The 20,907-nt window shown below is 72.1% G+C and carries 25 protein-coding genes and 1 tRNA gene; 8 read left to right on the top strand and 18 right to left on the bottom strand.

Features of this window, described 5'->3' with window-relative positions; all coding sequences use genetic code 11:
• Positions 1–4 precede the first annotated feature (4 nt).
• On the bottom strand, positions 5–1,309 hold the full coding sequence (locus tag AB3M81_RS13085) for a tail fiber protein (protein WP_412904351.1): 1,305 nt from the start codon (positions 1,307–1,309) through the stop codon (positions 5–7).
• Between the two features lie 169 nt (positions 1,310–1,478).
• Between AB3M81_RS13085 and AB3M81_RS13090 the strand changes: the two genes are divergently transcribed.
• Positions 1,479–1,901 (top strand): VOC family protein, encoded by a 423-nt coding sequence (locus AB3M81_RS13090; protein WP_412904352.1) that lies wholly within the window; start codon positions 1,479–1,481, stop codon positions 1,899–1,901.
• A gap of 1 nt (position 1,902) precedes the next feature.
• Here AB3M81_RS13090 and AB3M81_RS13095 read toward each other — a convergent pair whose 3' ends face one another.
• The 3 genes from AB3M81_RS13095 to AB3M81_RS13105 all read right to left on the bottom strand — a co-directional run bounded on the left by AB3M81_RS13095 (position 1,903) and on the right by AB3M81_RS13105 (position 5,032).
• Entirely contained in the window at positions 1,903–3,399 is a 1,497-nt protein-coding gene (locus tag AB3M81_RS13095) for a cytochrome P450 (RefSeq protein WP_412904353.1), read from the bottom strand.
• Positions 3,396–4,214, bottom strand: a complete 819-nt coding sequence (locus AB3M81_RS13100; protein WP_412904354.1) for an SDR family NAD(P)-dependent oxidoreductase — start codon at positions 4,212–4,214, stop codon at positions 3,396–3,398. The genes AB3M81_RS13095 and AB3M81_RS13100 overlap by 4 nt, the downstream gene beginning before the upstream one ends.
• Before the next feature lie 137 nt (positions 4,215–4,351).
• Positions 4,352–5,032, bottom strand: a complete 681-nt coding sequence (locus AB3M81_RS13105) for a tyrosine-protein phosphatase (RefSeq protein ID WP_412904355.1) — start codon at positions 5,030–5,032, stop codon at positions 4,352–4,354.
• 55 nt (positions 5,033–5,087) lie between these two features.
• On the opposite strand from AB3M81_RS13105, the gene AB3M81_RS13110 reads away from it, so the two are divergent.
• Entirely contained in the window at positions 5,088–6,008 is a 921-nt protein-coding gene (locus AB3M81_RS13110; protein WP_412904356.1) for an SGNH/GDSL hydrolase family protein, read from the top strand.
• A gap of 60 nt (positions 6,009–6,068) precedes the next feature.
• On the opposite strand, the gene AB3M81_RS13115 is transcribed toward AB3M81_RS13110, so the two are convergent.
• From AB3M81_RS13115 to AB3M81_RS13135, 5 genes are all read right to left on the bottom strand, one after another.
• A complete protein-coding gene (locus tag AB3M81_RS13115; protein ID WP_412904357.1) occupies positions 6,069–6,941 on the bottom strand; it encodes a Bax inhibitor-1/YccA family protein in 873 nt (290 codons plus the stop codon).
• A gap of 89 nt (positions 6,942–7,030) precedes the next feature.
• Positions 7,031–8,086 (bottom strand): hypothetical protein, encoded by a 1,056-nt coding sequence (locus AB3M81_RS13120; RefSeq protein ID WP_412904358.1) that lies wholly within the window; start codon positions 8,084–8,086, stop codon positions 7,031–7,033.
• A complete protein-coding gene (locus AB3M81_RS13125) occupies positions 8,083–8,409 on the bottom strand; it encodes a PadR family transcriptional regulator (RefSeq protein ID WP_412904359.1) in 327 nt (108 codons plus the stop codon). Before AB3M81_RS13125 ends, AB3M81_RS13120 begins: the two co-directional genes overlap by 4 nt.
• A 71-nt stretch (positions 8,410–8,480) precedes the next feature.
• On the bottom strand, positions 8,481–9,578 hold the full coding sequence (locus AB3M81_RS13130; protein ID WP_412904360.1) for an NAD(P)/FAD-dependent oxidoreductase: 1,098 nt from the start codon (positions 9,576–9,578) through the stop codon (positions 8,481–8,483).
• Positions 9,579–9,601: 23 nt separating this feature from the next.
• Positions 9,602–10,114, bottom strand: a complete 513-nt coding sequence (locus AB3M81_RS13135) for a DinB family protein (RefSeq protein WP_412904361.1) — start codon at positions 10,112–10,114, stop codon at positions 9,602–9,604.
• A gap of 35 nt (positions 10,115–10,149) precedes the next feature.
• Here AB3M81_RS13135 and trmB point away from each other — a divergent pair, with 35 nt between their 5' ends.
• A complete protein-coding gene (gene trmB / locus AB3M81_RS13140; RefSeq protein ID WP_412904362.1) occupies positions 10,150–10,893 on the top strand; it encodes a tRNA (guanosine(46)-N7)-methyltransferase TrmB in 744 nt (247 codons plus the stop codon).
• Positions 10,890–11,339: a hypothetical protein gene (locus AB3M81_RS13145; protein WP_412904363.1), complete on the top strand. Its 450-nt coding sequence runs from the start codon at positions 10,890–10,892 to the stop codon at positions 11,337–11,339. Before trmB ends, AB3M81_RS13145 begins: the two co-directional genes overlap by 4 nt.
• Positions 11,340–11,371: 32 nt before the next feature.
• On the opposite strand, the gene AB3M81_RS13150 is transcribed toward AB3M81_RS13145, so the two are convergent.
• From AB3M81_RS13150 to eno, 8 genes are all read right to left on the bottom strand, one after another.
• Positions 11,372–11,866, bottom strand: a complete 495-nt coding sequence (locus AB3M81_RS13150) for a HEPN domain-containing protein (protein WP_412904364.1) — start codon at positions 11,864–11,866, stop codon at positions 11,372–11,374.
• Positions 11,863–12,420, bottom strand: a complete 558-nt coding sequence (locus tag AB3M81_RS13155; protein WP_412904365.1) for a nucleotidyltransferase domain-containing protein — start codon at positions 12,418–12,420, stop codon at positions 11,863–11,865. The genes AB3M81_RS13150 and AB3M81_RS13155 overlap by 4 nt, the downstream gene beginning before the upstream one ends.
• 96 nt (positions 12,421–12,516) lie before the next feature.
• Positions 12,517–12,589 (bottom strand) — tRNA-Leu (locus tag AB3M81_RS13160).
• Between the two features lie 9 nt (positions 12,590–12,598).
• Complete coding sequence (locus AB3M81_RS13165) at positions 12,599–13,510, bottom strand: NAD(P)-dependent oxidoreductase (RefSeq protein ID WP_412904366.1); 912 nt, start codon at positions 13,508–13,510, stop codon at positions 12,599–12,601.
• A complete protein-coding gene (locus AB3M81_RS13170) occupies positions 13,507–14,430 on the bottom strand; it encodes a Ppx/GppA phosphatase family protein (protein ID WP_412904367.1) in 924 nt (307 codons plus the stop codon). The genes AB3M81_RS13165 and AB3M81_RS13170 overlap by 4 nt, the downstream gene beginning before the upstream one ends.
• Before the next feature lie 23 nt (positions 14,431–14,453).
• Complete coding sequence (locus AB3M81_RS13175) at positions 14,454–14,963, bottom strand: DUF501 domain-containing protein (protein WP_412904368.1); 510 nt, start codon at positions 14,961–14,963, stop codon at positions 14,454–14,456.
• Positions 14,960–15,520 (bottom strand): FtsB family cell division protein, encoded by a 561-nt coding sequence (locus AB3M81_RS13180; RefSeq protein ID WP_412904369.1) that lies wholly within the window; start codon positions 15,518–15,520, stop codon positions 14,960–14,962. Before AB3M81_RS13180 ends, AB3M81_RS13175 begins: the two co-directional genes overlap by 4 nt.
• A 3-nt stretch (positions 15,521–15,523) precedes the next feature.
• The gene (gene eno, locus AB3M81_RS13185; protein ID WP_412904370.1) at positions 15,524–16,798 is read right to left on the bottom strand and encodes a phosphopyruvate hydratase; all 1,275 of its coding nucleotides are present in this window, start codon (positions 16,796–16,798) and stop codon (positions 15,524–15,526) included.
• A 194-nt stretch (positions 16,799–16,992) separates the two neighbouring features.
• Between eno and AB3M81_RS13190 the strand changes: the two genes are divergently transcribed.
• Both AB3M81_RS13190 and AB3M81_RS13195 read left to right on the top strand, forming a co-directional pair.
• A complete protein-coding gene (locus tag AB3M81_RS13190; protein WP_412904371.1) occupies positions 16,993–18,492 on the top strand; it encodes a purine-cytosine permease family protein in 1,500 nt (499 codons plus the stop codon).
• Positions 18,489–19,007 carry a cysteine hydrolase family protein gene (locus AB3M81_RS13195; protein ID WP_412904372.1) on the top strand — a complete coding sequence of 173 codons (519 nt, stop codon included), beginning with the start codon at positions 18,489–18,491 and terminating at the stop codon, positions 19,005–19,007. Before AB3M81_RS13190 ends, AB3M81_RS13195 begins: the two co-directional genes overlap by 4 nt.
• 1 nt (position 19,008) lies before the next feature.
• Here the strand turns inward: AB3M81_RS13195 and AB3M81_RS13200 are convergent, their stop codons facing one another.
• The gene (locus AB3M81_RS13200) at positions 19,009–19,155 is read right to left on the bottom strand and encodes a hypothetical protein (protein WP_412904373.1); all 147 of its coding nucleotides are present in this window, start codon (positions 19,153–19,155) and stop codon (positions 19,009–19,011) included.
• Positions 19,156–19,259: 104 nt separating this feature from the next.
• On the opposite strand from AB3M81_RS13200, the gene AB3M81_RS13205 reads away from it, so the two are divergent.
• Positions 19,260–19,868, top strand: coding sequence for a DUF2510 domain-containing protein (locus tag AB3M81_RS13205; RefSeq protein WP_412904374.1), 609 nt, complete (start codon positions 19,260–19,262; stop codon positions 19,866–19,868).
• A 36-nt stretch (positions 19,869–19,904) separates the two neighbouring features.
• A complete protein-coding gene (locus AB3M81_RS13210) occupies positions 19,905–20,906 on the top strand; it encodes an SGNH hydrolase domain-containing protein (protein WP_412904375.1) in 1,002 nt (333 codons plus the stop codon).
• The last annotated feature ends 1 nt before the right edge of the window (position 20,907 follow it).

Here is a 20,907-nt window from a genome sequence, read left to right on the forward strand (position 1 = left end):
CGGGTCACTCCAGCGAGGGGTAGTAGCCCTCGGTGCAGATGCCGTAGCGCAGCCCGTTCGGCGTCACCGGACGCAGGTCGGGGACGTTGAAGTACGTGCGGCCGTCGCCGCCAAACGTCGTGCCGTAGAGGCTGTAGAGCGCCGTGTTCTGCTGGAGCGACAGCGCCCGGCCGTCGGCCGGCATCCCCATCGCCCCGACGGAGAGCGTGATCGTGCCGAGCGCGCAGTCGATGGGCGACCGGAACTGGCGCATCGAGCCCTGGTACTGGTTGAACTGTCCCGAGAGCAGCGAGTTGCCGGCCGGACCCTGCGGGCCCATCGGTCCCTGCGGGCCGGCCGGGCCCTCCGGTCCGGCGGGGCCGGTCGCGCCGGTCGCGCCGGTCGCGCCTGTCAGGCCCGTGGCGCCCGTCGCTCCCGCTGCGCCGTCGTCGCCCTTGTCCCCCTTCTCGCCCTTCTCACCCTGGACGCCCGCCGCGGCGACGAGGATCCAGTCGGCCGGGGAGGCGACGGGGTCGGCCGCCACGGAGGACCGGGCGGCCACGTAGGTGCTGCCGCCGCGGGTCACGACGGACGCCGGCGGGCCCGCGCTGTAGGTGACCGAGGCGCTCCACGCGGACACCGCGCTCCAGGGGACGAGACCGTCGTCGCCCTGTTCGCCCTTCTCGCCCTTCGCGCCGGTCGCGCCGGTCGCGCCGGTGTCACCCTTCTCGCCCTGGTCGCCCTTCGCTCCGGTGGCGCCGGCGTCACCCTTCTCGCCCTGGTCGCCCTTCGCTCCGGTGGCGCCGGCGTCACCCTTCTCGCCCTGGTCACCCTTCGCTCCGGCGGCGCCCGCGTCACCCTTCTCGCCTTGGTCGCCCTTCGCGCCGGCGGCGCCCGTGTCACCCTTGGCACCTGCGGGGCCCGCCGCACCGTCGCGACCGTCGACGCCGTCCGCCCCGTCGGCTCCATCGACGCCCGGAGCTCCGTCCGCGCCGTCGTCCCCGGCCGCTCCGCGTTCGCCCCGGGCTCCCGTCGCGCCGGCCTGCCCGTCGGCTCCGGAGTCTCCGTCCTCGCCGTCCCGGCCGTCCTGGCCGTCGGCTCCCGCGCTTCCGTCGGCACCCTGCCACGTCACGGGGACCCGGCCGGCCTCGCAATCGCTCGAGGCGTCGGAGAGGTGGAGGGAGCCGCGCGCGACGTCCATGCAGCCGTACACGGGTGAGCTCACCCGGACCGCGTCATCGCCGCCGCTCGCCGACACCAACGCCGCCGTGCCGCCACCGATCACGGCCGAGACCGCACCGCACGCCACCATCGTTCGCCAGGCGCTCATCGCGCTCTCCCATCTGCTCGAGGGCGCGACTGGGTGCCGCCGGGGACGGGCGCGCCGCCCGTAGGCTACTGAACATCTTCGTTACGTGTAGCAAGATGCGGGAGTTGCGCGTGTGACACGGGCCTCAGCAGCCCGTGACCTTGTCGGTGCTCGGCCCTAGCGTGGCGGCATGGAGCAACGACTGAGCCTCATCACCCTCGGCGTCACGGATCTCGCCCCTGCCCGGGCCTTCTACGAGGACGGCCTCGGGTTCGCGAAGGACAACGACGAGGACGACATCGCGTTCTACCAGCTTCCGGGGATGGTCCTCGCGCTGTGGAGCCGGGCCGGCCTCGCGGAGGACATGGGCGTGCCGGACTCGGGCGCCACCTTCAGCGGCATCGCCCTCGCCCAGAACGTCGGCTCGCCGGACGAGGTCGACGCCGTGATCGCCCGGGCCGCCGAGGCCGGCGCCACCGTGCTCAAGCCCGCCACCCGGACCGACTGGGGCGGCTACTCGGGCTACATCGCCGATCCCGACGGCCACCCGTGGGAGATCGCGCACAATCCGTACTGGACCGTGCACGAGGACGGCAGCACGACCCTGCGCTGAGTCAGTGCGCCACGGGGCAGCCCGAGGGCGCCTCCGCGGGGCCCTCGTCGACGACGGGCGCGTCGGCCTCGCGGGCCCCCGGCGTGCGACGCCTCAGCTGGAGCTGGAACCCGCGCGGCACGATCGTGAGCCGCTCCTCGATCTTGAGCTCGTAGTCCGGGTCGGCGCTGACGTCGTACCGGTGCAGCAGCCGCGCGAGCACCAGCACGGCCTCGTGCAGGGCGAACTGCCGGCCGATGCAGGCGCGCTCGCCCGTGCCGAACGGCTTGTAGACGTTCTTCATGCGGCCGCGCGAGTTCTCGGGCAGGAAGCGGTCCGGGTCGAACTGCTCGGCCGTCGGGCCCCAGGCCTTGGGGTCGCGGTGCGTCATGGGCAGCACGATGATCGCCCAGTCGTCCGGGGTCATGACGACCTCGTGGTCCGTGCCGGCGGCGATCGCGGTCGTCTCGCGCGGCGAGCGCGTGAAGGCCGGCGCGGTCGGCCACAGCCGCAGCGCCTCGTCCAGGCAGCGGCGCAGGTACCGGAACCGCGGGACCATCTCGAAGGTCGGCTCCGCGTCCGGGTCGTCGCCCAGCAGCGCGTCGGCCTCGGCGTGTGCCCGCGCCAGCACCTCGGGATCGCGCGACAGGTAGTACAGGACGAAGCTGAGCGCGCCGGACGTCGTCTCGTGACCCGCCACGAGGAACGTGAGGATCTGCTCGCGGATGTTCTGGTCGTCCAGCATGACGCCCGTCTCGGGATGCGGCTGGTAGAGCATCCGGTCGAGCAGGTCGTCGTGCCGCTCCCCCGTCTCCCGCCGCTCCCGCACCATGTCGTCGACGAGGGTGTCGACGTAGGCACGGTGCTCGGCGTTGGCCTCGTCGATGCGCCGCGCGATGCGCTTGCCGCCGGGGATCGAGTCCAGCGACCCCTTCTGCATGCCCGTCATGAGCGCGGACACCATCGCGTCGACGAACGGGTGCCGCTCGCGCGACGTGAAGGAGCCGAAGTCGCGGCTGAACGCGCAGCGGCTGATGGTCTCCAGCGTCAGCTTGGTCATGTCGGCCGTGACGTCGATCGGTCCCTCGACGCCGTCCCAGACCGCGAACATCTCGCGCACGGTCTCGAGCATCGTGGCGTGGTACTCGCGCATCGCCGACTTCGCGAACGCCGGCATCAGGACGCCGTGCGCCGTGTGCCAGTTCGGCTCCTCGTCGAAGGCCGTGAAGAGCGCGTCGCCCACGAACTCGCGCAGCGCGACGAGGGCCGGCGGGAGGTTCTTGTGGAAGCGGGTCTCGTCGCACATCTCGGCGGCCAGCTCGGCGTCGGCCACGAAGACGAACTTCTGCGAGAAGACCCGCACCTCGAAGATGGGTCCGAGGTCCTGGCCGAAGTCCATGACGTTGGACAGCGGCGTGCCCGAGCGCATCTGCATCGCGTCGTACACGAACGGCCGGCGCCCCGGCGGATGCGGGAACGTGTGGTTGCTCCAGCCGTTCTTGAGCTCCAGCAGCTTCACAGTCCCGACCTCCCGGCGAACTTCGTGACGAGGCGTTGGTAGCGCGGTCCCGCCACCCGGGCCAGCAGGTCGATCACGCGGGCGTCCGCGCCGATGAGGACCCGCACCTTCCCCTTGGCGACGCCGTCGAGGATGACCTCGGCCGCCCGCCGCGGGCTGGTGCGCGCGACCTTGTCGAACGACGTCGCGAGCGCCTCGTGGTCGAGTCCGTCCACCTGACCGGCGCTGCGCGCGACGTTGGTGCGGATGCCGCCGGGGTGCACGCACGTGACCTTGACCGGCCGCCCGCGTGCCGCCATCTCCATCGCGAGCGCCTCGGTGAACCCGCGCACGGCGAACTTGGCCGCGTTGTAGGCGCCCTGGGTGGGGACGCTGATGATCCCGAAGACGCTCGAGATGTTGACCACGTGGCCGTCGCCGGACGCGATCAGGTGGGGCAGGAACGCCTTCGTGCCGTTGACGACGCCCCAGTAGTCGACGTCCATCACGCGCTCGAGGTGCTTGTGGTCCATCGCCTCGATGTCGCCGGTGAAGGCGATGCCGGCGTTGTTGTAGACCTGGTGCACCACGCCGAAGTCCTCGGCGACCTCGTGCGCCCACGCCTCCATGCGCTCACGCTCGGCCACGTCGACGTGGTCGATGCGGAATCGCGCGCCGCGCGCGGCCAGCAGCCGCTCGGTCTCGGCGAGGCCCGCCGCGTCGACGTCGCTCGCGGCCACCGTGGCGCCGCGCGCGGCCAGCTCCAGCGCGAGGGCGCGCCCGATGCCCGAGCCCGCTCCCGTGACGACGGCGACCTTGCCTGTGAAGTACGTCATACCCACCTCCGGATACCGACAGTATCCGAGTTGGTGGCGTCGTGGCGCAAGACGCCCCGGTGGACATGCACGATGATGGGTTCGGGCACCCCGGCGGGGCGCGATGCATCATCGTCCGTCCCCAGCGGGGCCGGGTGTCAGCGCAGCAGGGTGGCGCGCAGGCGATCGACGATGTCGGCGCTTCCGCCGGCCTGACGGAACCAGCCGAAGGCGCCGCCCGGGTGCTCGTCCCACGTGTCCAGGACGCCGGTGATCGCCTCCGCCGGCGTCGCGAAGTACTGCGTGGGCAGCTCGGCCCGGCGAGCGCCGAACAGCCGCCGGAACCGCGCCTCGATGGCGTCCTCGTGCTGCGCGGTGACGAGGTAGTCGTCCACGATGTCCTCGCGCTTGGCCCCGAGCAGGGCCAGCACCATCGCGATCGAGACACCCGTGCGGTCCTTGCCGGCCGCGCAGTGCACGAGCGTCGTGCCCGAGGCCGACGCGACCGTGCCGATGACGTCGACCAGGTGGTCCGCCGTGGTGCGCAGCATGAGCTGGTAGAGCTCGGCGAGGCTCTCGGGCGGCGCGACGCCGGGACGCAGGGCGCTCAGCAGCGGGAAGTTGTGCACCGTGACGCCCGGCCCATCGAGCGGATGGCGCTCCTCGGTCTCGGCGGCGGAGCGCAGGTCGATGACCACCGAGGGAGGCCAGACGATGTGCGGCGGGGCGACGTCGTCCCCCAGCGGAAGCGCGCTGCGCAGCAGTCGGCCGGGCGCGATGGACCCGCCCTCGACGTCGATGCCGCCGAGGTCGCGGAGGTTGGGGACGGTCTCAGTCACTCCCCCATCCTAGGAACCCCGCCGCAGCCAATGGGCCCCTTCCTACACTGGAGGCGTGCCGAGCCCCGTCCGAACCACTGCGAGAGCCGCCGCGGGCACCGCGGGGGTCAGCTTCGGCACCTACGTCGTCCTCATCGCGCAGGCCCTGCTCGCGCGCCGGCGCATCGGCACCACCACCGACCGCCCGCCGTCGGGCAACGGCCTCTACGGCCACGAGTTGGCCGGCGAGCCGATCCACTGCCTGCTGCTGGGCGACTCGACGATGGTGGGCTACGGCATGAGGACGCTGGACCAGACGCCGTCGGCCCTCATCGGCATCGGACTGTCGCACGTGCTCGGCCTGCCCGTCCAGATCCGCAACGAGTCGGTCGTCGGCGCACGGTCGAGCGACCTGCAGTCGCAGATCGACGCCGCGGTCGACGAGGGCCACAAGCCGCAGATCGCGATCATCCTCGTGGGCGCCAACGACATCACCCACCAGGTGCCCGCGAAGCGGTCAGCCCGGCGGTTGGCCGGCGCCGTGCGCCGGCTGCGGGCGATGGGCACCGAGGTCGTCGTCGGCTCGGTCCCCGACTTCGGCACGATCAAGCCGCTGCCGGTGCCCCTGCGCACCGTGTGCCGCTACTGGAGCCGCCACCTGGCCAAGCGCCAGACCGTCGCCGCCGTCGAGGCCGGTGCCCGCGTCGTGTCGCTGGCCGACGTCCTCGAGCCGCTGTTCCTGGTCAAGGGCGACGCCCTCTTCGGCGACGACCGCTTCCACCCCAGCGCCGACGGCTACGCCACGATGGCGGGGTTCCTCGTCGATGCGGCCGTCGCGCAGTGGCGTCACGGCTCGCGCCTGGTGGAGGGTGAGGAGCCGACCGAGCAGATGCCGCTCGCCGAGGCCGCCGAGTGGGCCGCCGAGCACGGCGGCACCCAGGTCGCGCCGGCTCCCCGCGGCCGACGGTTCGCGGCCGTCCTGCGCTGGCGGCGCTGACACCCCCGGACACGACGAAGGCCCGCCACCGAGGAGGTGGCGGGCCTTCGTGCGGTCGGATCAGTCGTTGCCGCGCAGGATCGCGAGGACGCGCAGGATCTCGAGGTAGAGCCACACGAGGGTGACGGTCAGGCCGAAGGCCGCACGCCACGACTCGCGCTCGGGCAGGCCGGCGGCGACGCCGCGCTCGACCGAGTCGAAGTCGAGGATCAGGCACAGCACCGCGAGGCCGATCGCCACGAGCGACACGACGAGGCCGAGGAAGCCGAAGCCACGCAGGCCGCCCTGGTCGAGGACGCCGAAGATGCTCAGCAGGAAGTTGACCAGCATGACGCCGACGAAGGCGAACAGCGAGATCGTGACGATCCTGCGGAACTTGTCGGTGACGCGGATGTTGAAGAACTTGTAGGCAAACAGCGTCGCGCCGGCGGCGATGAACGTGGCGAGGACGGCCTGGAAGACGATGGTCGCGTCCTGGACCCACGTCGCGACGACCTTGGAGAAGGCGCCGACGAACACGCCCTCGGCCGCGGCGTACGCCAGGACCAGCGCGGGGCTGATGATCTTCTTGAACGAGTTCACCATCGCCAGGACGAAGCCGACGATCGCGCCGCCCATGGCGAACATCCAGGCCTTCTGGACCGCGGACTCGTTGACGGTGCCGAGCTGCTCGTTGAACATGCCGCCGATCGCGAACCACGCGACCGCGGCGAACAGCACGACCGTGCCGAGCGTGATCGCGGTCTTCTCGACGACGGTGTCGAGCGTCATCCGACCCGGGGACGTGGGGGCCTGCAGGCCTGCGCCGCGCTCGCCCTGGCCGCCGTTGCCGCCGGACAGGTCGATCTTCCACTGCGAGGGGTCGGCGTACTGAGTGGTCGCGCGACCGTTGAACTCCGCGTTGTTGGCGAAGACGGGGTTGCTGCTCCTCATGATTCCTCCGGATCTGGCCCCGCGCGCCGGTGGTGGCGGGGTCGGTGAATACACCTTATCCAACGCCCCCACCGGGCGTTCTGTTCCACTCAGCGGGACTTCGCCGCGGCCTTCGCGTCGGCCTTGGTGTCGGCCTGGACAGCGGAGAACAGGGCGGGCACCTTGAGGAACGGCGCGGGACGGTCCTGGGCGACGGCGCCCTCGACCGGCTTCGTCGGGTCCTCGAAGCTGGACTCGGCCATCTTCATCGGGAACACGTTCCACGCCTGGGCGCCCGTCTCGAGCAGGTCGGGCATCCACGCGCCCGGCGTGAGACACTCCTGCGTCTCGGCGTCCTTCTCCAGGCAGCCGTTGCCGCCGGGCACCGACGTGGTCAGCGGACGGCCGTCCTGGTCGAACAGCTGGACGCCGTGGAGCGCCTGGCCGCGGGCGTTGTACGCGAAGATGTTCGTCACCTCGTCGCCGTCCAGGTAGACGCCGGTGCCGTCGCTCTCGGCGTAGCCGTAGCCGTAGCCGTCGTCGTACGGACCCGACGAGTCCGTCCACGCCTGGGCGAGGTCGTCGTGCGTCGGCACCTGCGTCAGCGCTGCGAGCGTCGCGACCACGGCGATCACGTTGCCCGCCGCGATGAGGCCGCGGACCCAGACCGGCCAGGCCCGCAGGCCGAGGAACACGCTGCCGGCGACCAGCACGATCAGCAGCACCGCCTGGACGAGGTCCCGCGGCAGCAGGTCGCCCTCGAACCCGAAGACCGCGCCGAAGCACTGGTACGCCGCCCACGCGCGCACGATCCACCACGCAGGACGGAGCGTCACGAGGAAGTCCAGGAGCGCCGCCGAGGCCGGGTTGGCGCGCAGGCTGCGCCGGACGTCGGCTCCGAGATCGGCGACCTGGGCCGCGATCGCGCCGTGGCGGCCACGCTGCGGGGCCGGCGTCGGCAGGCCCGCCGCGCCGCGCAGCTCGGCCGCGTAGGAGACGGGGTCGGGCAGCTCGCGAGCAAGGTCCTCCGCGTACGCCTCGGCGAGGTCGGCCTCGAGGCCGTCGGTGAGCTCCTCGACCTCGTCCGCGGGCAGGTCGCCCAGGGCGGCGCGGACGGCTGCCGCGAAGGCGGTGATCTGCGCGGGCAGGGCGGTGGTGGCGTTCATGCGGCGACTCCTTCGAGCAGGCGGTCCATCGTGCGGGCGAACTCCGCCCAGGTCTTGCGCTGGGCGGCGAGCATGGTCCGCCCCTGCGGCGTGATGCCGTAGTACTTGCGGTGGGGCCCCTCCTCGCTGGGCACCACGTACGAGGTGAGCGCGCCGGCCGAGTAGAGACGGCGCAGCGTCCCGTACACGGAGGCGTCACCCACCTCCTCGAGCCCGGCGGCGCGCAGCCGGCGCACGACGTCGTAGCCGTAGCCGTCCTCACCCTCGACGACCGCCAGCACGGCGACGTCGAGCACTCCCTTGAGCAGCTGGGTCGCATCCATGGACGGGACAGTACCACGCAATCCGCATTAGTGTGGACGACACAACACTCGCCGGCGTGTCGTCCTTCGGGTCAGGCGTGACCGAGGCGGGCGCCCGGACGCAGGTCGTCCGGCAGGGAGCCGCCAGCGGCGACGTCGGCGAGGACCCGGCCGAGCTCGGGCGCCTGCTTGAACAGGTTGTGCCCCGCGACGAGCGAGACGCCCTCGTGCTCCCAGACCGCGACGCCGTCGTCGCCCCACGGCAGCGTCGTGACCCAGCAGTGCACGTGCCCCACGGGCGTCGGGTCGAGGCCGGGCAGCGCCCGCCGGACGTACGCGATCGTGCGCTCGGCCAAAGCGTCGAGGGCGTCGGGGTCGACCGAGCGCCCGTCGCCGTTCACCTGGACCTCCTCGGCGATCCCCACGCCGTAGCGGCTGTGGTCGGGGCTCGCCGCGGCGTAGACCCCGGCCTCGCCGAACGCACCGCTGCTGTCCTGCAGCGTCGCGAAGCTCGACGGCGCCTTCCCGGCCACGTCGAACGAGACCCGGACGTGCGCGGCGTTGCGCACCGGGAGCGAGAGCCCCAGACCGTGCGCCAGGGCGGCCGTGCCGCGACCCGCCGCCACGACGACCCGGCCGTGCTCGGCGCGGCGCGTGCCGGTGCGGACCTCGACGGCCCCGCCGGCGGTCGGCCGGACGGTCAGGACGTGGTCGCGCACGATCGCGTCGCCGAGGAAGGCCGAGAGGCGCTCGACGGCGATGGCCGCGTGGATGGAGCCGCCGTGCACGTCGAGCATCGCGGGGCCGTCGTACGCGGCGAGCAGCGGCAGCCGCTCGGCCAGCTCGCCGGCGTCGATCCGTCGCACCTCCACGTCCTCCACGTCGTCGAGGACGTCGACCTTCTCGTCGATGCCGGGGCCGAGCGCGACGGCGCCGTCGGTCGAGACGAGCTCGGCACCGAGCTGGTCGCCCCACTCACGCCACAGCGCCCGCGACCGCGCCGCGAACCGGGCGAGCCGCACGTCGGCGTGGGCGTGACGGAAGATACGCGAGTCGCCGGCGGACTGGCCGCCGCCGGGCTGACCGGCCTCGTAGACGGTGACCGGCACGCCGGCCCGTCTCAGCGAGTACGCCGTCGCGAGCCCCACGATCCCGCCACCGATGACCGCCACGTCCGTTCCCGTCGCCATGCGGCCAGCCTAGGCGCGGCGGATCACGCGCGAACGTCGTGCAGGTGGTGCAGCAGGTCGTGCATCCCGTAGCGCGTCAGCGTGTCGGCCGTGAAGGCCGAGCCGTTCGAGCGGAGACCGGGGCGCGACCAGTCCCGCACGGCCGCGATCTCGGCGGCGAAGGCATCGGCGGCCGGCCCGAGCTCGGCGGCGACGGCGCGCGGGTCCTGCGACGCGTACCCGGTCTGCGCGGCCGTGGCGTCCTGGTCCCAGTTCGGGAACTCGGGCGCGTCGTGCTCGCGGATCAGCCGCAGCCGCTCGGCGAACAGCAGCAGGACGTCGCGCACGTGGCACGCGTACTCCAGCACCGACCAGGTCGAGTCGTCCGGCCGCTCCCCCGCGTCGGGCCGGGCCAGCGCCTCGGTCCAGCGCGGGACCATCGCGCGCGCCTCGTCGCCGGCGCGACGCGCTTCGATGCCGGCGGCGTCGAAGCCGCACTCCTCGCAGGGCTCCTGCAGGACCCAGGTCCAGTCCTTGGTGTCGGGGGTGATCGCCATGCGGACCACGATGGCAGCCTCGATAGGTTCGGACCATGCCCGAGACCGCCGAAGACCGCCGAGATCCCGCCGACGAGCCGTTCCGGCGCGAGGTCGTCTCGTTCACGCGGCGCGGCGGCCGGCTCACCGAGCGCCAGCAGGACGCGTGGGACGACGTCGCCGACCGGTTCGTCATCGACGTCCCGCGAGGCCGAACGAGCACCTCGATCGCCGACGACTTCACGTTCGACCGGGCCGAGGCGTTCGGCCGCACCGCTCCCCTCGTCCTCGAGATCGGCAGCGGCCGCGGAGAGTCGCTCGTCCACGCGGCCCGCGAGAACCCGGACACCGACTTCCTCGGCCTCGAGGTCTACGTGCCGGGCGTGGCGCAGACGCTCGTCGGGATGCGGCACGCCGGCGTCGACAACATCCGGCTCGCCGTCGTGGACGCGGTCCCCGCCCTCACCCGGATGCTCCCCGCCGAGAGCCTCGACGAGGTCCGGGTGTGGTTCCCCGACCCGTGGCACAAGAAGCGTCACCAGAAGCGCCGGCTCGTGACCGACGAGTTCGTCCCGCTCGTGCGCCGGGTGCTGCGGCCGGGCGGCGTGTGGCGCCTCGCAACGGACTGGCAGGACTACGCGGACCAGATGCTCGAGGTCGTCTCGCGGGCCGAGGGCTTCACCAGCTCGGGCACGTGGGACGAGCGCTTCGCGGGCCGCCCGATCACCAAGTTCGAGGCGAAGGGGCTGGCGAAGGGGCGCACGATCCGGGACATCCGTGCCACTAGGATGCCCGCATGACCACCGAGCCCACGAACGCCGAGCTGCTCGGCATCCAGCCCCACTCGCTGGTCTGGATCGTCGGCGACTCGGTCGAGGAGACCGCGCTGCTGGACCCGTTCCCGGAGGGCGTCGAGACGTACTCCGACGAGGAGCCCGAGCAGCCCGAGAGCTGGCTCGACGACACGTGGACCGGCGCCGAGAACCGCCCCGAGCCGACCGACCCGGTCAAGCCGTCGGGCATCGACACGGCCGTCATCGCGGTGTCGAACAGCCAGGAGTTCCACATGCGGCTCGATGACGTGCTGCCGCGCATGGGCTCGGTCGGGCGCGTGTGGGTCGTCTACCCGGTCGAGGCGCTGCCGCTGCCGATCCTGCGCACGGGCGTGGACGAGTACGGCTGGACGGCCGAGACGCCCGTCGAGCTCGACGAGACCTGGGCCGCGGTCGAGCTCACCCTGTCCTGAGGTGCTCCCGACGGGACCTTGGCGGGTCGCCGTCAGGCGAACTCGCGTCCGCGCACGTGCGCCAGGAACTTCTCCATGGCCTCGACGATGGCCGCAGCGTCGCCGACGCACCTGCGTGCATCGCTCTCGTCGTAGGCCGTCGGCCGGTTGTAGTACTCCGCCTCGCGCCGCTCGTTGCGCATCCGCTGGAAGGGTCTGATCACGGACCCCGCCTGCCCCAACTGGACCGAGACGACCTCGCCCGTCACCTTGTGGCTGTCATCCCCGGAGGGATTCAGTCCCTGGGCGATCAACACCGCCCACAGAGACTTCCGAGCAGCGCTGTACGCCATGGAGACGGCGCCGTAGGGGTCGTCGGCGGCGATCAACTCTGCGGAGCGGAGGTGCCGCTTCGCATGCTCCACCGCTTGGTGCGCACTGTCCGGATCTGCGTCGACGACGCTGACGAAGCCTCGCGCGATGTAGGCCTCGACCTCGGATCGCCCCGTGGGCCACGGTTCGCCCGGCTCGTTGCTCTCGGACGTCACACATCCCCCTTGATGACGACGGTCGGGCCGTTCCTCACCGTGGTGAGGAAGCCTCGCGGAGTCGGGGACTGGTCCCATTCGGTCGTCTTCACCCGGTGGGTGTTGATGATGACTCCCATGTCCCGCCCCAGCTGCTCGACCTGCTCCATGAACTGGTCGTACGCATCGTAGTCATCGGTGACGACAAGGACGTCGATGTCGTTGGGGACACGTCCCGGTTCGCCCTGGTAGCGCCGGGCGTACGAGCCGAACACCAGCACCTCGCGGATGGACGCGTAGGCCTCCACGACTCGACGCAGCGCTGGAATGGGTCCATACGTGACGGCGATCAAGCGGCGCAGCGCGTGGGTGACCTCGTTCTCGATCGCCCGCACCAGGCGCAGGTTGCCGCGACGCTCCGTCGTCACGATCCCGCCCGCCTCGAGGCGCTTCACCTCGCGCTGGACGCTCGGCAGGTCCGAGCCGGCGTCGGCCGCGATCTCACTGAGCGTCTTCACCTGGTCGCTGAGCAGGATCGCAGCGAGGATCCGGCCCTGCCTGTCGCTCCTGAGCATCGGGAGGAGCGGAGGAGACGGAACTTTCATGAAAGACACATTAGCGTGCATTTCACACAAGTTCGCGTCCCGAGTTCGAACTCACGCTGCGCAGCGTGCTCCCGACGGGATTCGAACCCGCACCACGACGGGTTTAAGCCGTCTGCCTCTGCCGTTGGGCCACGGGAGCGCGCCCAGCCTACGAGGCGCGGTGGTCGACGACCACGTCCGCCGGCTCCTCGCCGGCGACGAGTCGCTCCACCTGGCCGCGCACGACGGCCTGGATTCGAGGCGCCATCGCGGAGGTCATGCCGCCGACGTGCGGCGTGACGATGACGCCGGGCGCGGACCACAGCGCGTGGTCCTCGGGCAGCGGCTCGGGGTCGAAGACGTCCGAGGCGTAGCGAAGGCGCCCGGCCTCGGCGAGGACCGCATCGGTGTCGGCGGTCCTGCCGCGCGCCACGTTGACGACGATCGCGCCGTCGCGCAGGCGCGACAGGAAGCCGGCGTCCACGAGGCCCTCCGTGTCGGGAGTGAGGGGCACCCCCACGATCACCGCGTCGACGGTGGGCAGCAGCTCGTCGAGCTCGTCGGTGCCGTGCACGTGACCGCGCTCGTCGTCGCGGGCCGTGGTGCCGACGCGGACGAGCTCGCAGCCGAACCCGTCCAGCCGGTCGGCGACGCGACGGCCGATCCCACCCACGCCCAGCAGCATGACGCGCGCGTCGTTGAGGCTGAAGGTCCAGGACTTGCGCCAGCGGCCCTCGGCCTGCTGGGCGGCGAACACGTCGAGCTTGCGGGTCGCCGCCAGCAGCAGTGCGATCGCCAGCTCGGCGGTGGAGTCCTCGTGGACGCCGACCGCGTTGGCGTACCGGCCTCCTTCGCCGAGCAGCTCGTCCACGCCGTCGTACCCGAGCGCCTGCCCCTGGATGAGCCCGATGCGCGACGCGTCGACCTCGGCCAGCGCGGTCGGGTTCACGGTGTACGGCCACACGACGAGATCGAGGAAGCCCTCGGGCTGCGGCTCGCCGCCGTCCCAGCGGACGACCTCGACGGGCAGGTCGTCGAGGACGCCGTCCCACGTGGCGTCGGGGACCGCGACCCGGATCATGCGACGCTCCGGGCGGCGTCCCAGGCGATGCCGTCGAGGATGTCCTGCTCGCTCACGACCAGCTCCTCCGTCTCGCGCGGCAGGTGCTCCAGGACGCGGTCGAGGATGAGCGCCCCGCCCGCGATGACGTCGGCGCGGCCCGGGTGCATGTAGGGCAGGGCCCGGCGATCGACGACCGGCATCTGCATGAGCGACATGCACGCCGCCCGGAGGTCGTCCACGTGGATGCGCGCGAGGTGGATCAGCTCGCTGTCGTAGGAGGGCAGCGCCAGCGAGTGCGCCGCGATCGTCGTGATGGTGCCGGCGACGCCGACGATCTCGGCGCTCGGCGGGAGGTCGCGCAGGACCGGCGCGATGACCGCGTCCAGGTGCGTCATGCAGGCGGTCACCTCGGCCACGGACGGCGGGTCCGTCTGCAGGAACCGCTCGGTCATCCGGACCGAGCCGAGGTCGAACGAGTGCGAGAACGACGGCTCGCCCCGGCCCTGCACGACCTCGGTGGAGCCGCCACCGAGGTCGATCACGGTGGTGAGGACGTCGGCGACCTCGCCGGTGGCGCCCTCGAACGAGGCGCGGGCCTCCTGCTCCCCCGTCAGCACGCGCGGCCGGACGCCGAGGACGGACTCGACCGCGTCGGCGAACTCGTCGGCGTTGGCGGCGTCGCGCACGGCCGACGTCGCGGCGAACGAGACGACGTCGACGCCCATCGCGTCGATGGCCTGCTTGTACTCACGGCACGCCTCGAGCGTCCGCTCGATCGCCTCGGGCGCGAGCCGGCCGCTGCCGTCGACGCCCTGTCCCAGCCGCACCACGCGCATCTCGCGCAGGTGGTCGGTCTTGGTCTGGCCCTCCACGTCCGCGATCAGCAGACGGATGGAATTGGTCCCACAGTCGATCGCCGCGACGCTGGTCCGAGACATGCCAGCAGGCTATCGGGACGCGATCAGGCCGGCGTGTCGGTGGGGTCGGCCTGCGGGGCGCAGCTGGAGTGGCCCCAGTAGTCGCCGAGCAGGCGGATGGCCTCGTCGCCCAGCGGGTTCACGCCCGGGCCCTTGGCCAGCGAGTGGCCGACCAGCACGTGCAGGCACTTGACGCGATCGGGCATCCCGCCGGCGCTGATCCCGTCGATCTCGGGGACGTGGCCGATGGCCTCGCGCTCGGCGAGGTAGGACTCGTGGGCGGCGCGGTAGGCCGCGGCCAGCTCCTCGTCGTGCGTGAGCCGCTCGGTCCACTCGGCCATGAGGCCCGACGCCTCGAGCGTGCCGATCGCGCCGGTCAGGCGCGGGCACGTCAGGTAGTAGAGCGTGGGGAACGGCGTGCCGTCGGGCAGGCGCGGCTCGGTCTTGACGCCGTTCGGGTGCCCGGAGGGGCAGCGGGACGAGACCTCGATCATCCCGCGGGGCGGGCGGCCGAGCTGCTCGGTGATCGCGGCGATGTCCTCGGGGTCGATCATTCGTCGGACTCCAGTGCGGGGGTCTTGGTGGGGGTGGGCGCGGCGGGCTCGTCGCTCGCGGTGCCGGCCTGCTCGACCGAGCCCCACAGCCGCTCGAGCCACGGGGTGCGCGGGGCGACCTCGGGCTCCTCGAGCGTGGAGGCCTGGCCCTGCAGCTCGCCGTCGACGCCGATCACGCGGTAGCCGACCTCGCCGGGCATGACCCAGCCGAACCGCTCGCGCGCCTGCTGGCGGACGAACGCGGGGTCGCTCCAGCGGCGCTGCTGGTCCTCGAGCTCGGCGATCTCACGCTCGGACTGGCGGTTCTGCGCCTCGAGCGCGGCGATCTCGGACCGCTGCTGCCACCACGCGTGCACCGAGGCGGTGTACGAGGCGATCAGCGTCAGCGCGACGCCGAGCAGGATCAGCGCGCGGGTGGTGAACTTCGTGCCCGAGCCGCCCGTCGTGGCGGCCGGGGTGGCCGGCGCGGGCCGGCCGGGCGTGCGCGGGGTCGACCGCCCGTCGCGCCGACCCGGAGTGGGTCGGCGCGACGACGGGGACGATCCGCGCGCGGCCATGGCTCAGGCGAACCGCGGGAAGGCCTGGGCGCCGGCGTACTTGGCGGCGGGGCCGAGGAGCTCCTCGATCCGCAGCAGCTGGTTGTACTTGGCGACGCGGTCCGAGCGGGCCGGGGCGCCGGTCTTGATCTGGCCGCAGTTCGTGGCGACGGCGAGGTCGGCGATCGTGACGTCCTCGGTCTCGCCCGAGCGGTGGCTCATCATGTTGTGGAAGCCGGCGCGGTGCGCCAGGTCGACGGCGTCGAGGGTCTCGGACAGCGAGCCGATCTGGTTGACCTTGACCAGCATCGCGTTGCCCGCCTTCTCGGCGATGCCGCGGCCGAGGCGCTCGACGTTGGTGACGAACAGGTCGTCGCCCACGAGCTGGACCTTGTCGCCGAGGGCCGCGGTCATCGCGGTCCAGCCGGCCCAGTCCTCCTCGTCGAGCGGGTCCTCGATCGAGACGATCGGGTACGAGGAGACCAGCTCGGTGTAGTAGCTGATCATCTCGTCGGACGACTTGGCGACGCCCTCGAAGGTGTAGCCGTCCTCGGCGTGGAACTCGCTGGAGGCGACGTCCATGGCCAGCGCGACGTCCGAGCCGAGCTTCAGCCCGGCCTTCTCGATCGCGACGGCGATGAGGTCGAGCGCGGCGCGGTTGCTCTCGAGGTTGGGCGCGAAGCCGCCCTCGTCGCCCAGGCCGGTGGACAGGCCGCGCTCCTTCAGGACCGACTTGAGCGCGTGGTAGACCTCGGTGCCCCAGCGCAGCGACTCGGCGAACGTCTCGGCGCCGATCGGCGCGATCATGAACTCCTGCACGTCGACGTTGGAGTCGGCGTGCGCGCCGCCGTTGAGGATGTTCATCATCGGCACGGGCAGGACGTGCGCGTTGGGGCCGCCGACGTAGCGGAACAGGGGCAGGCCGGCCGACTCGGCGGCGGCGTGCGCCGTGGCGAGCGAGACGCCCAGGATGGCGTTGGCGCCGAACTTGCCCTTGTTGTCGGTGCCGTCGAGGTCGATCATCGCCTCGTCGATGGCGCGCTGGTCGTCGGCGTCGAAGCCGACGAGCAGCTCCGAGAGCGGGCCGTTCACGGCCTCGACGGCCTTGAGCACGCCCTTGCCGAGGTAGCGGTCGCCGCCGTCACGCAGCTCGACCGCCTCGAACTGGCCGGTGGAGGCGCCGGACGGGACCGCGGCGCGGCCGAGCGTGCCGTCGTCGAGGACGACCTCGACCTCGACGGTCGGGTTGCCCCGGGAGTCCAGGATTTCGCGGGCGGCGACGTCGTCGATGATGGCCACAACAGGCTCCTCGGTGTGAGTTCTGGGGGTCGGGGATCGAGCAGGGCCAGCCTAGCGCCGCGAGCCCTCGCCTTGAGGTGGCCCCGCGCGCGGCGGACGACGATGATGCATCCGGGTGCCCCAGCGGGGACGGCTGCCTCATCGTTCGTCCCCCGCGTGGGACAGTGTGCCCACGGATCGGCAGGAGGACGGACATGACGCTTCACAGCGAGAGCACCGGCAGCGGGCTCGACGCGGTGCGCCGCGCGGGCATCGAGACCACGGGCATCGAGATCATCGACGAGCGGGAGCGCATTGCGCGGCCCTCGGACCTGTTCTGGCCGTGGTTCGCGGCCAATGTCTCGGTGTTCGGCATCTCCTACGGCAGCTACGTCCTCGGCTTCGGCCTCTCCCTGTGGCAGGCGACGCTCGTGTCGGTGCTCGGCATCGTCGTGTCCTTCGCCGCGTGCGGACTGGTCGCGATCGCGGGCAAGCGCGGCTCGGCTCCGACCATGATCCTGTCCCGTGCGCCGTTCGGCGTCCTCGGGCAGAAGGTGCCGGGCGTGTTCAGCTGGCTCATCTCGATCGGCTGGGAGACGTTCCTGGCGATCATGGCGACGCTCGCCACCGCCACGGTGTTCCGCGAGCTCGGCTGGGCCAGCGGCGACGGCGTCAAGGTCATCGCGATGGTCGTCGTGGCCGCGCTCATCGTGGCCGCTTCCGTCGCGGGCTACCACGTCATCATGGCGATGCAGTCGGTCCTGACGTGGCTGACCGGCGCCGCCACGCTCGGCTACATCGGGCTGACGATCGACGAGATCGACTTCGACACCGTCACCGCGATGCCGAACGGCTCCGGCCAGGCCGTGATCGGCGCGTTCGTCATGGTCATGACGGGCTTCGGGTTCGGCTGGATCAACATCGCCGCCGACTGGTCGCGCTACCAGCGCCGCTCGACGCCGGGCGGCCGGATCGTCCTGTGGAACACGCTCGCCGGCTCGCTCGCCCCGGTCGTCCTCGTGCTCTACGGCATCCTGCTGGCGGGCTCGTCCGAGGACCTCGCCGCCGGCATCGTGGTGGACCCGATCGGCACGCTCGCCACGGTCCTGCCCCCGTGGTACCTCGTGCCGTTCCTGATCGCGGCGATCCTGGCTCTCGTCAGCGGTGCGGTGCTCGGCATCTACTCCTCGGGCCTGACCCTGCTGAGCCTCGGCGTGCGGATCCGGCGTCCCGCGGCGGCGTTCATCGACGGCGTCATCCTGACGCTCGGCACGATCTACGTGGTCTTCTTCGCCGAGAGCTTCCTCGGCCCCTTCCAGAGCTTCCTCATCACGCTGGGCGTCCCGATCGCCGCGTGGGCCGGCATCTTCATCGCCGACCTCGCACTGCGGCACCGCGACTACGACGAGGAGGCGCTGTTCGAGTCCGGCGGCCGCTACGGCGCGTTCAACTGGGCCGCCCTCGCCACGATGGCCGTCGCCACGATCGTCGGCTGGGGGCTGGTGGTGAACGGGTTCGCCGAGGACGCCTCGTGGAACAACTGGCAGGGCTACCTGCTCGAGCCGCTCGGCCTCGGCACGTGGGTCGAGGACGGCAGCTACTGGACCGGCAACTGGGCCTACGCGAACCTCGGCGTGCTGCTGGCGTTCGTGCTCGGCTTCCTGGCGACCCTGCTGCTGCAGCGCGGCCGCGTCCGCCGGCAGGAGTCGGTGTGAGCGAGCCCTGGCTCGTCGTCATCGACCCGCAGCGGGTCTTCGCGGCGACGGACTCGCCGTGGGGCTCGCCGATGTTCGGCGCGATCGTCGAGCCGGTGCGCGACCTCGCGGCGCGGCACCGCACGATCGTGACGCGCTGGGTGCCCGAGGCGGCCGACCGGCGCACGGGCTCGTGGCGGGCCTACTTCGAGACGTGGCCCTTCGCGGACCAGCCGGCCGACGACCCGCTGTTCGACCTCGTGCCCGAGGTGGCGGACCTGGCCGCGGACGGCACGGTCGACGCGACGACATTCGGCAAGTGGCCCGCGCTCGAGCGGGTCACCGGCCCCGCGCCGGAGCTGGTGCTGGCGGGCGTGTCGACGGACTGCTGCGTGATCTCGACGGCGCTGGCTGCCGCGGACGCCGGCGCCACCGTCACGGTGGTCGCCGCGGCCTGCGCGGGGTCCACTCCGGAGAACCACGCGAAGGCACTCGACGTGATGGCGCTCTACGCGCCGCAGGTCACGGTGGTCTAGGTCAGGGACGTGCCTCGGCGACGTCCGGTCCGACGGGGTACCGGTCGCCCTCGGCGACCTGACCGATGACGGTCATCGTGGAGAAGAAGCCCACGCACGCGACGACGAGGGCCGCTCGGCGGGCCCGGCGCCAGGTGGATCCGTTCATGTGGCCAGTCCAGCGCCACGAGGTGAACTCGCGCTGACGTCCGCTCGACGGGCCCGCGACGATCGTCCGACGACTGCGCCACGAGTCGCGGCATGATGGTCGCCATGGATGCACCCACCCCGATCACTCCCGCCGGCTGGTACGACGACGGTCACGGACGGCTGCGGTGGTGGGACGGGAAGCGCTGGACCGAGTACACCGCTCCCCTGGCTCCGCAGGCGGCGGCGCGCCCCGTCGCGCCGCAGCGCCCGCAGCAGCCGACCGAGCTCAAGGAGGTCAAGCGCTCCAAGCTCGTGTGGATCATCCCGGTCGTGCTCGTGGTGGCGGCGCTCGTCGGCGGCCTGCTCGGCGCGGCGGCCTCGTCCAGCCTCAGCGACATCGATCCGTTGAAGCGCACCTACGCCGATTTCCAGGCGGCGGAGCGCACGGGTGACTGCGTCGCGCTGGAGCAGGTCACGACGCGCGACTTCCGCGAGGACCTGACGGACGACATCACCGACCAGTTCACGTGCGCGGCCTGGCGCGCCCGGCTCGCGGCGCGCGAGGGCGACCCGCGCTGGGGCATGCGCTTCGGCCCGGTCGCCGTCCTCGTCGTCGAGGAGCGAGCCCGGGACGCGGCCGGACTGACCTCGACCCAGTCGGTGACGTACACGCTGGTCCGCGAGAACGGCCGCTGGAAGCTCGACGAGCGGGACGACGCGGACTCCGCCTGAGTTGTCGTTCCGCCGGACTCGGGTGACTCTGGGGATGTGAGCACGGTCACCCGGGCACTGGATGTCGGCGTCGTCGCCGTCACACTGCTGGTTGCCGCCGTACTGGTGGCGTTCTCGGAACGCGAGGCGACCCGGGTGCGACCGGTCCACCAGGTCTCGGCGAGCTCGCTCACGCTGACCGCCGCGTCGGCGACGCCTCGCTGCTACGGCGCCGCGTCGATGACGCGGAAGCGGTGCCACAACCCGGCCCTGGTGGGCCGGCTGACGCCGTCGACGAGCCAGGCGCAGCGCGACCAGACCCGCACGCCGGGCAAGCAGTGCTACCGGCGCGGGACGTCGCAGACGACGATGAACCGCGGCTGCTCGTTCGGCACGCGGGCCAAGGGCCGGCCGCACGTGATCCTGGTCGGCGACTCGCACGCGCGGGTCCTGCTGACCTCGTTCATCACGCTGGCCGGGCAGGGACGGATCTCGTTGGAGGCCCAGGTCCGGGCGGGCTGCTCGTGGGTGCGCTCGGGGCTGACGCACCGCGACAAGTCCCGCATCAAGTCGTGCCGCGAGTACCGCCGGAACCTGCACCGGTGGCTGTTGAGCCGGGCCTCGACGACGGACGTCATCGTCACGACGGGCTACGCGCGGCAGGTGGCCGGCAGCCGGTCGAAGCAGATCGAGCGGATGCGCGACACGTGGCGGCCGCTGATCAAGCGGGGCGTGCGGATCGTGGGCGTCTCGGACAACCCGCGCCTGAGCCGCGACCCGCAGCGGTGCCTGAAGAAGTACGGCGCGCGCAAGGGCGCGAGGAAGTGCGGCGTCTCGTTCAAGGAGGGGACGGTCCGCGACCCGTTCATCGAGGGCGCGAAGGCCGTGAAGGGCGCGACCGCGCTGGACCTGCGCCTCTACTTCTGCCGCAAGGGGTTCTGCCCGGCCGTGATCGGCGGAGTGAACGTCTACCGCGACATCACCCACGTCACCCGCACCTACGCGACCACGCTGACCCCGTTCATCGCCGCGCGCCTGAAGGGCGCCGGGGTCCTCTGAC

The organism is Aeromicrobium jepli, assembly GCF_047246605.1.
Classification (GTDB): Bacteria; Actinomycetota; Actinomycetes; order Propionibacteriales; family Nocardioidaceae; genus Aeromicrobium.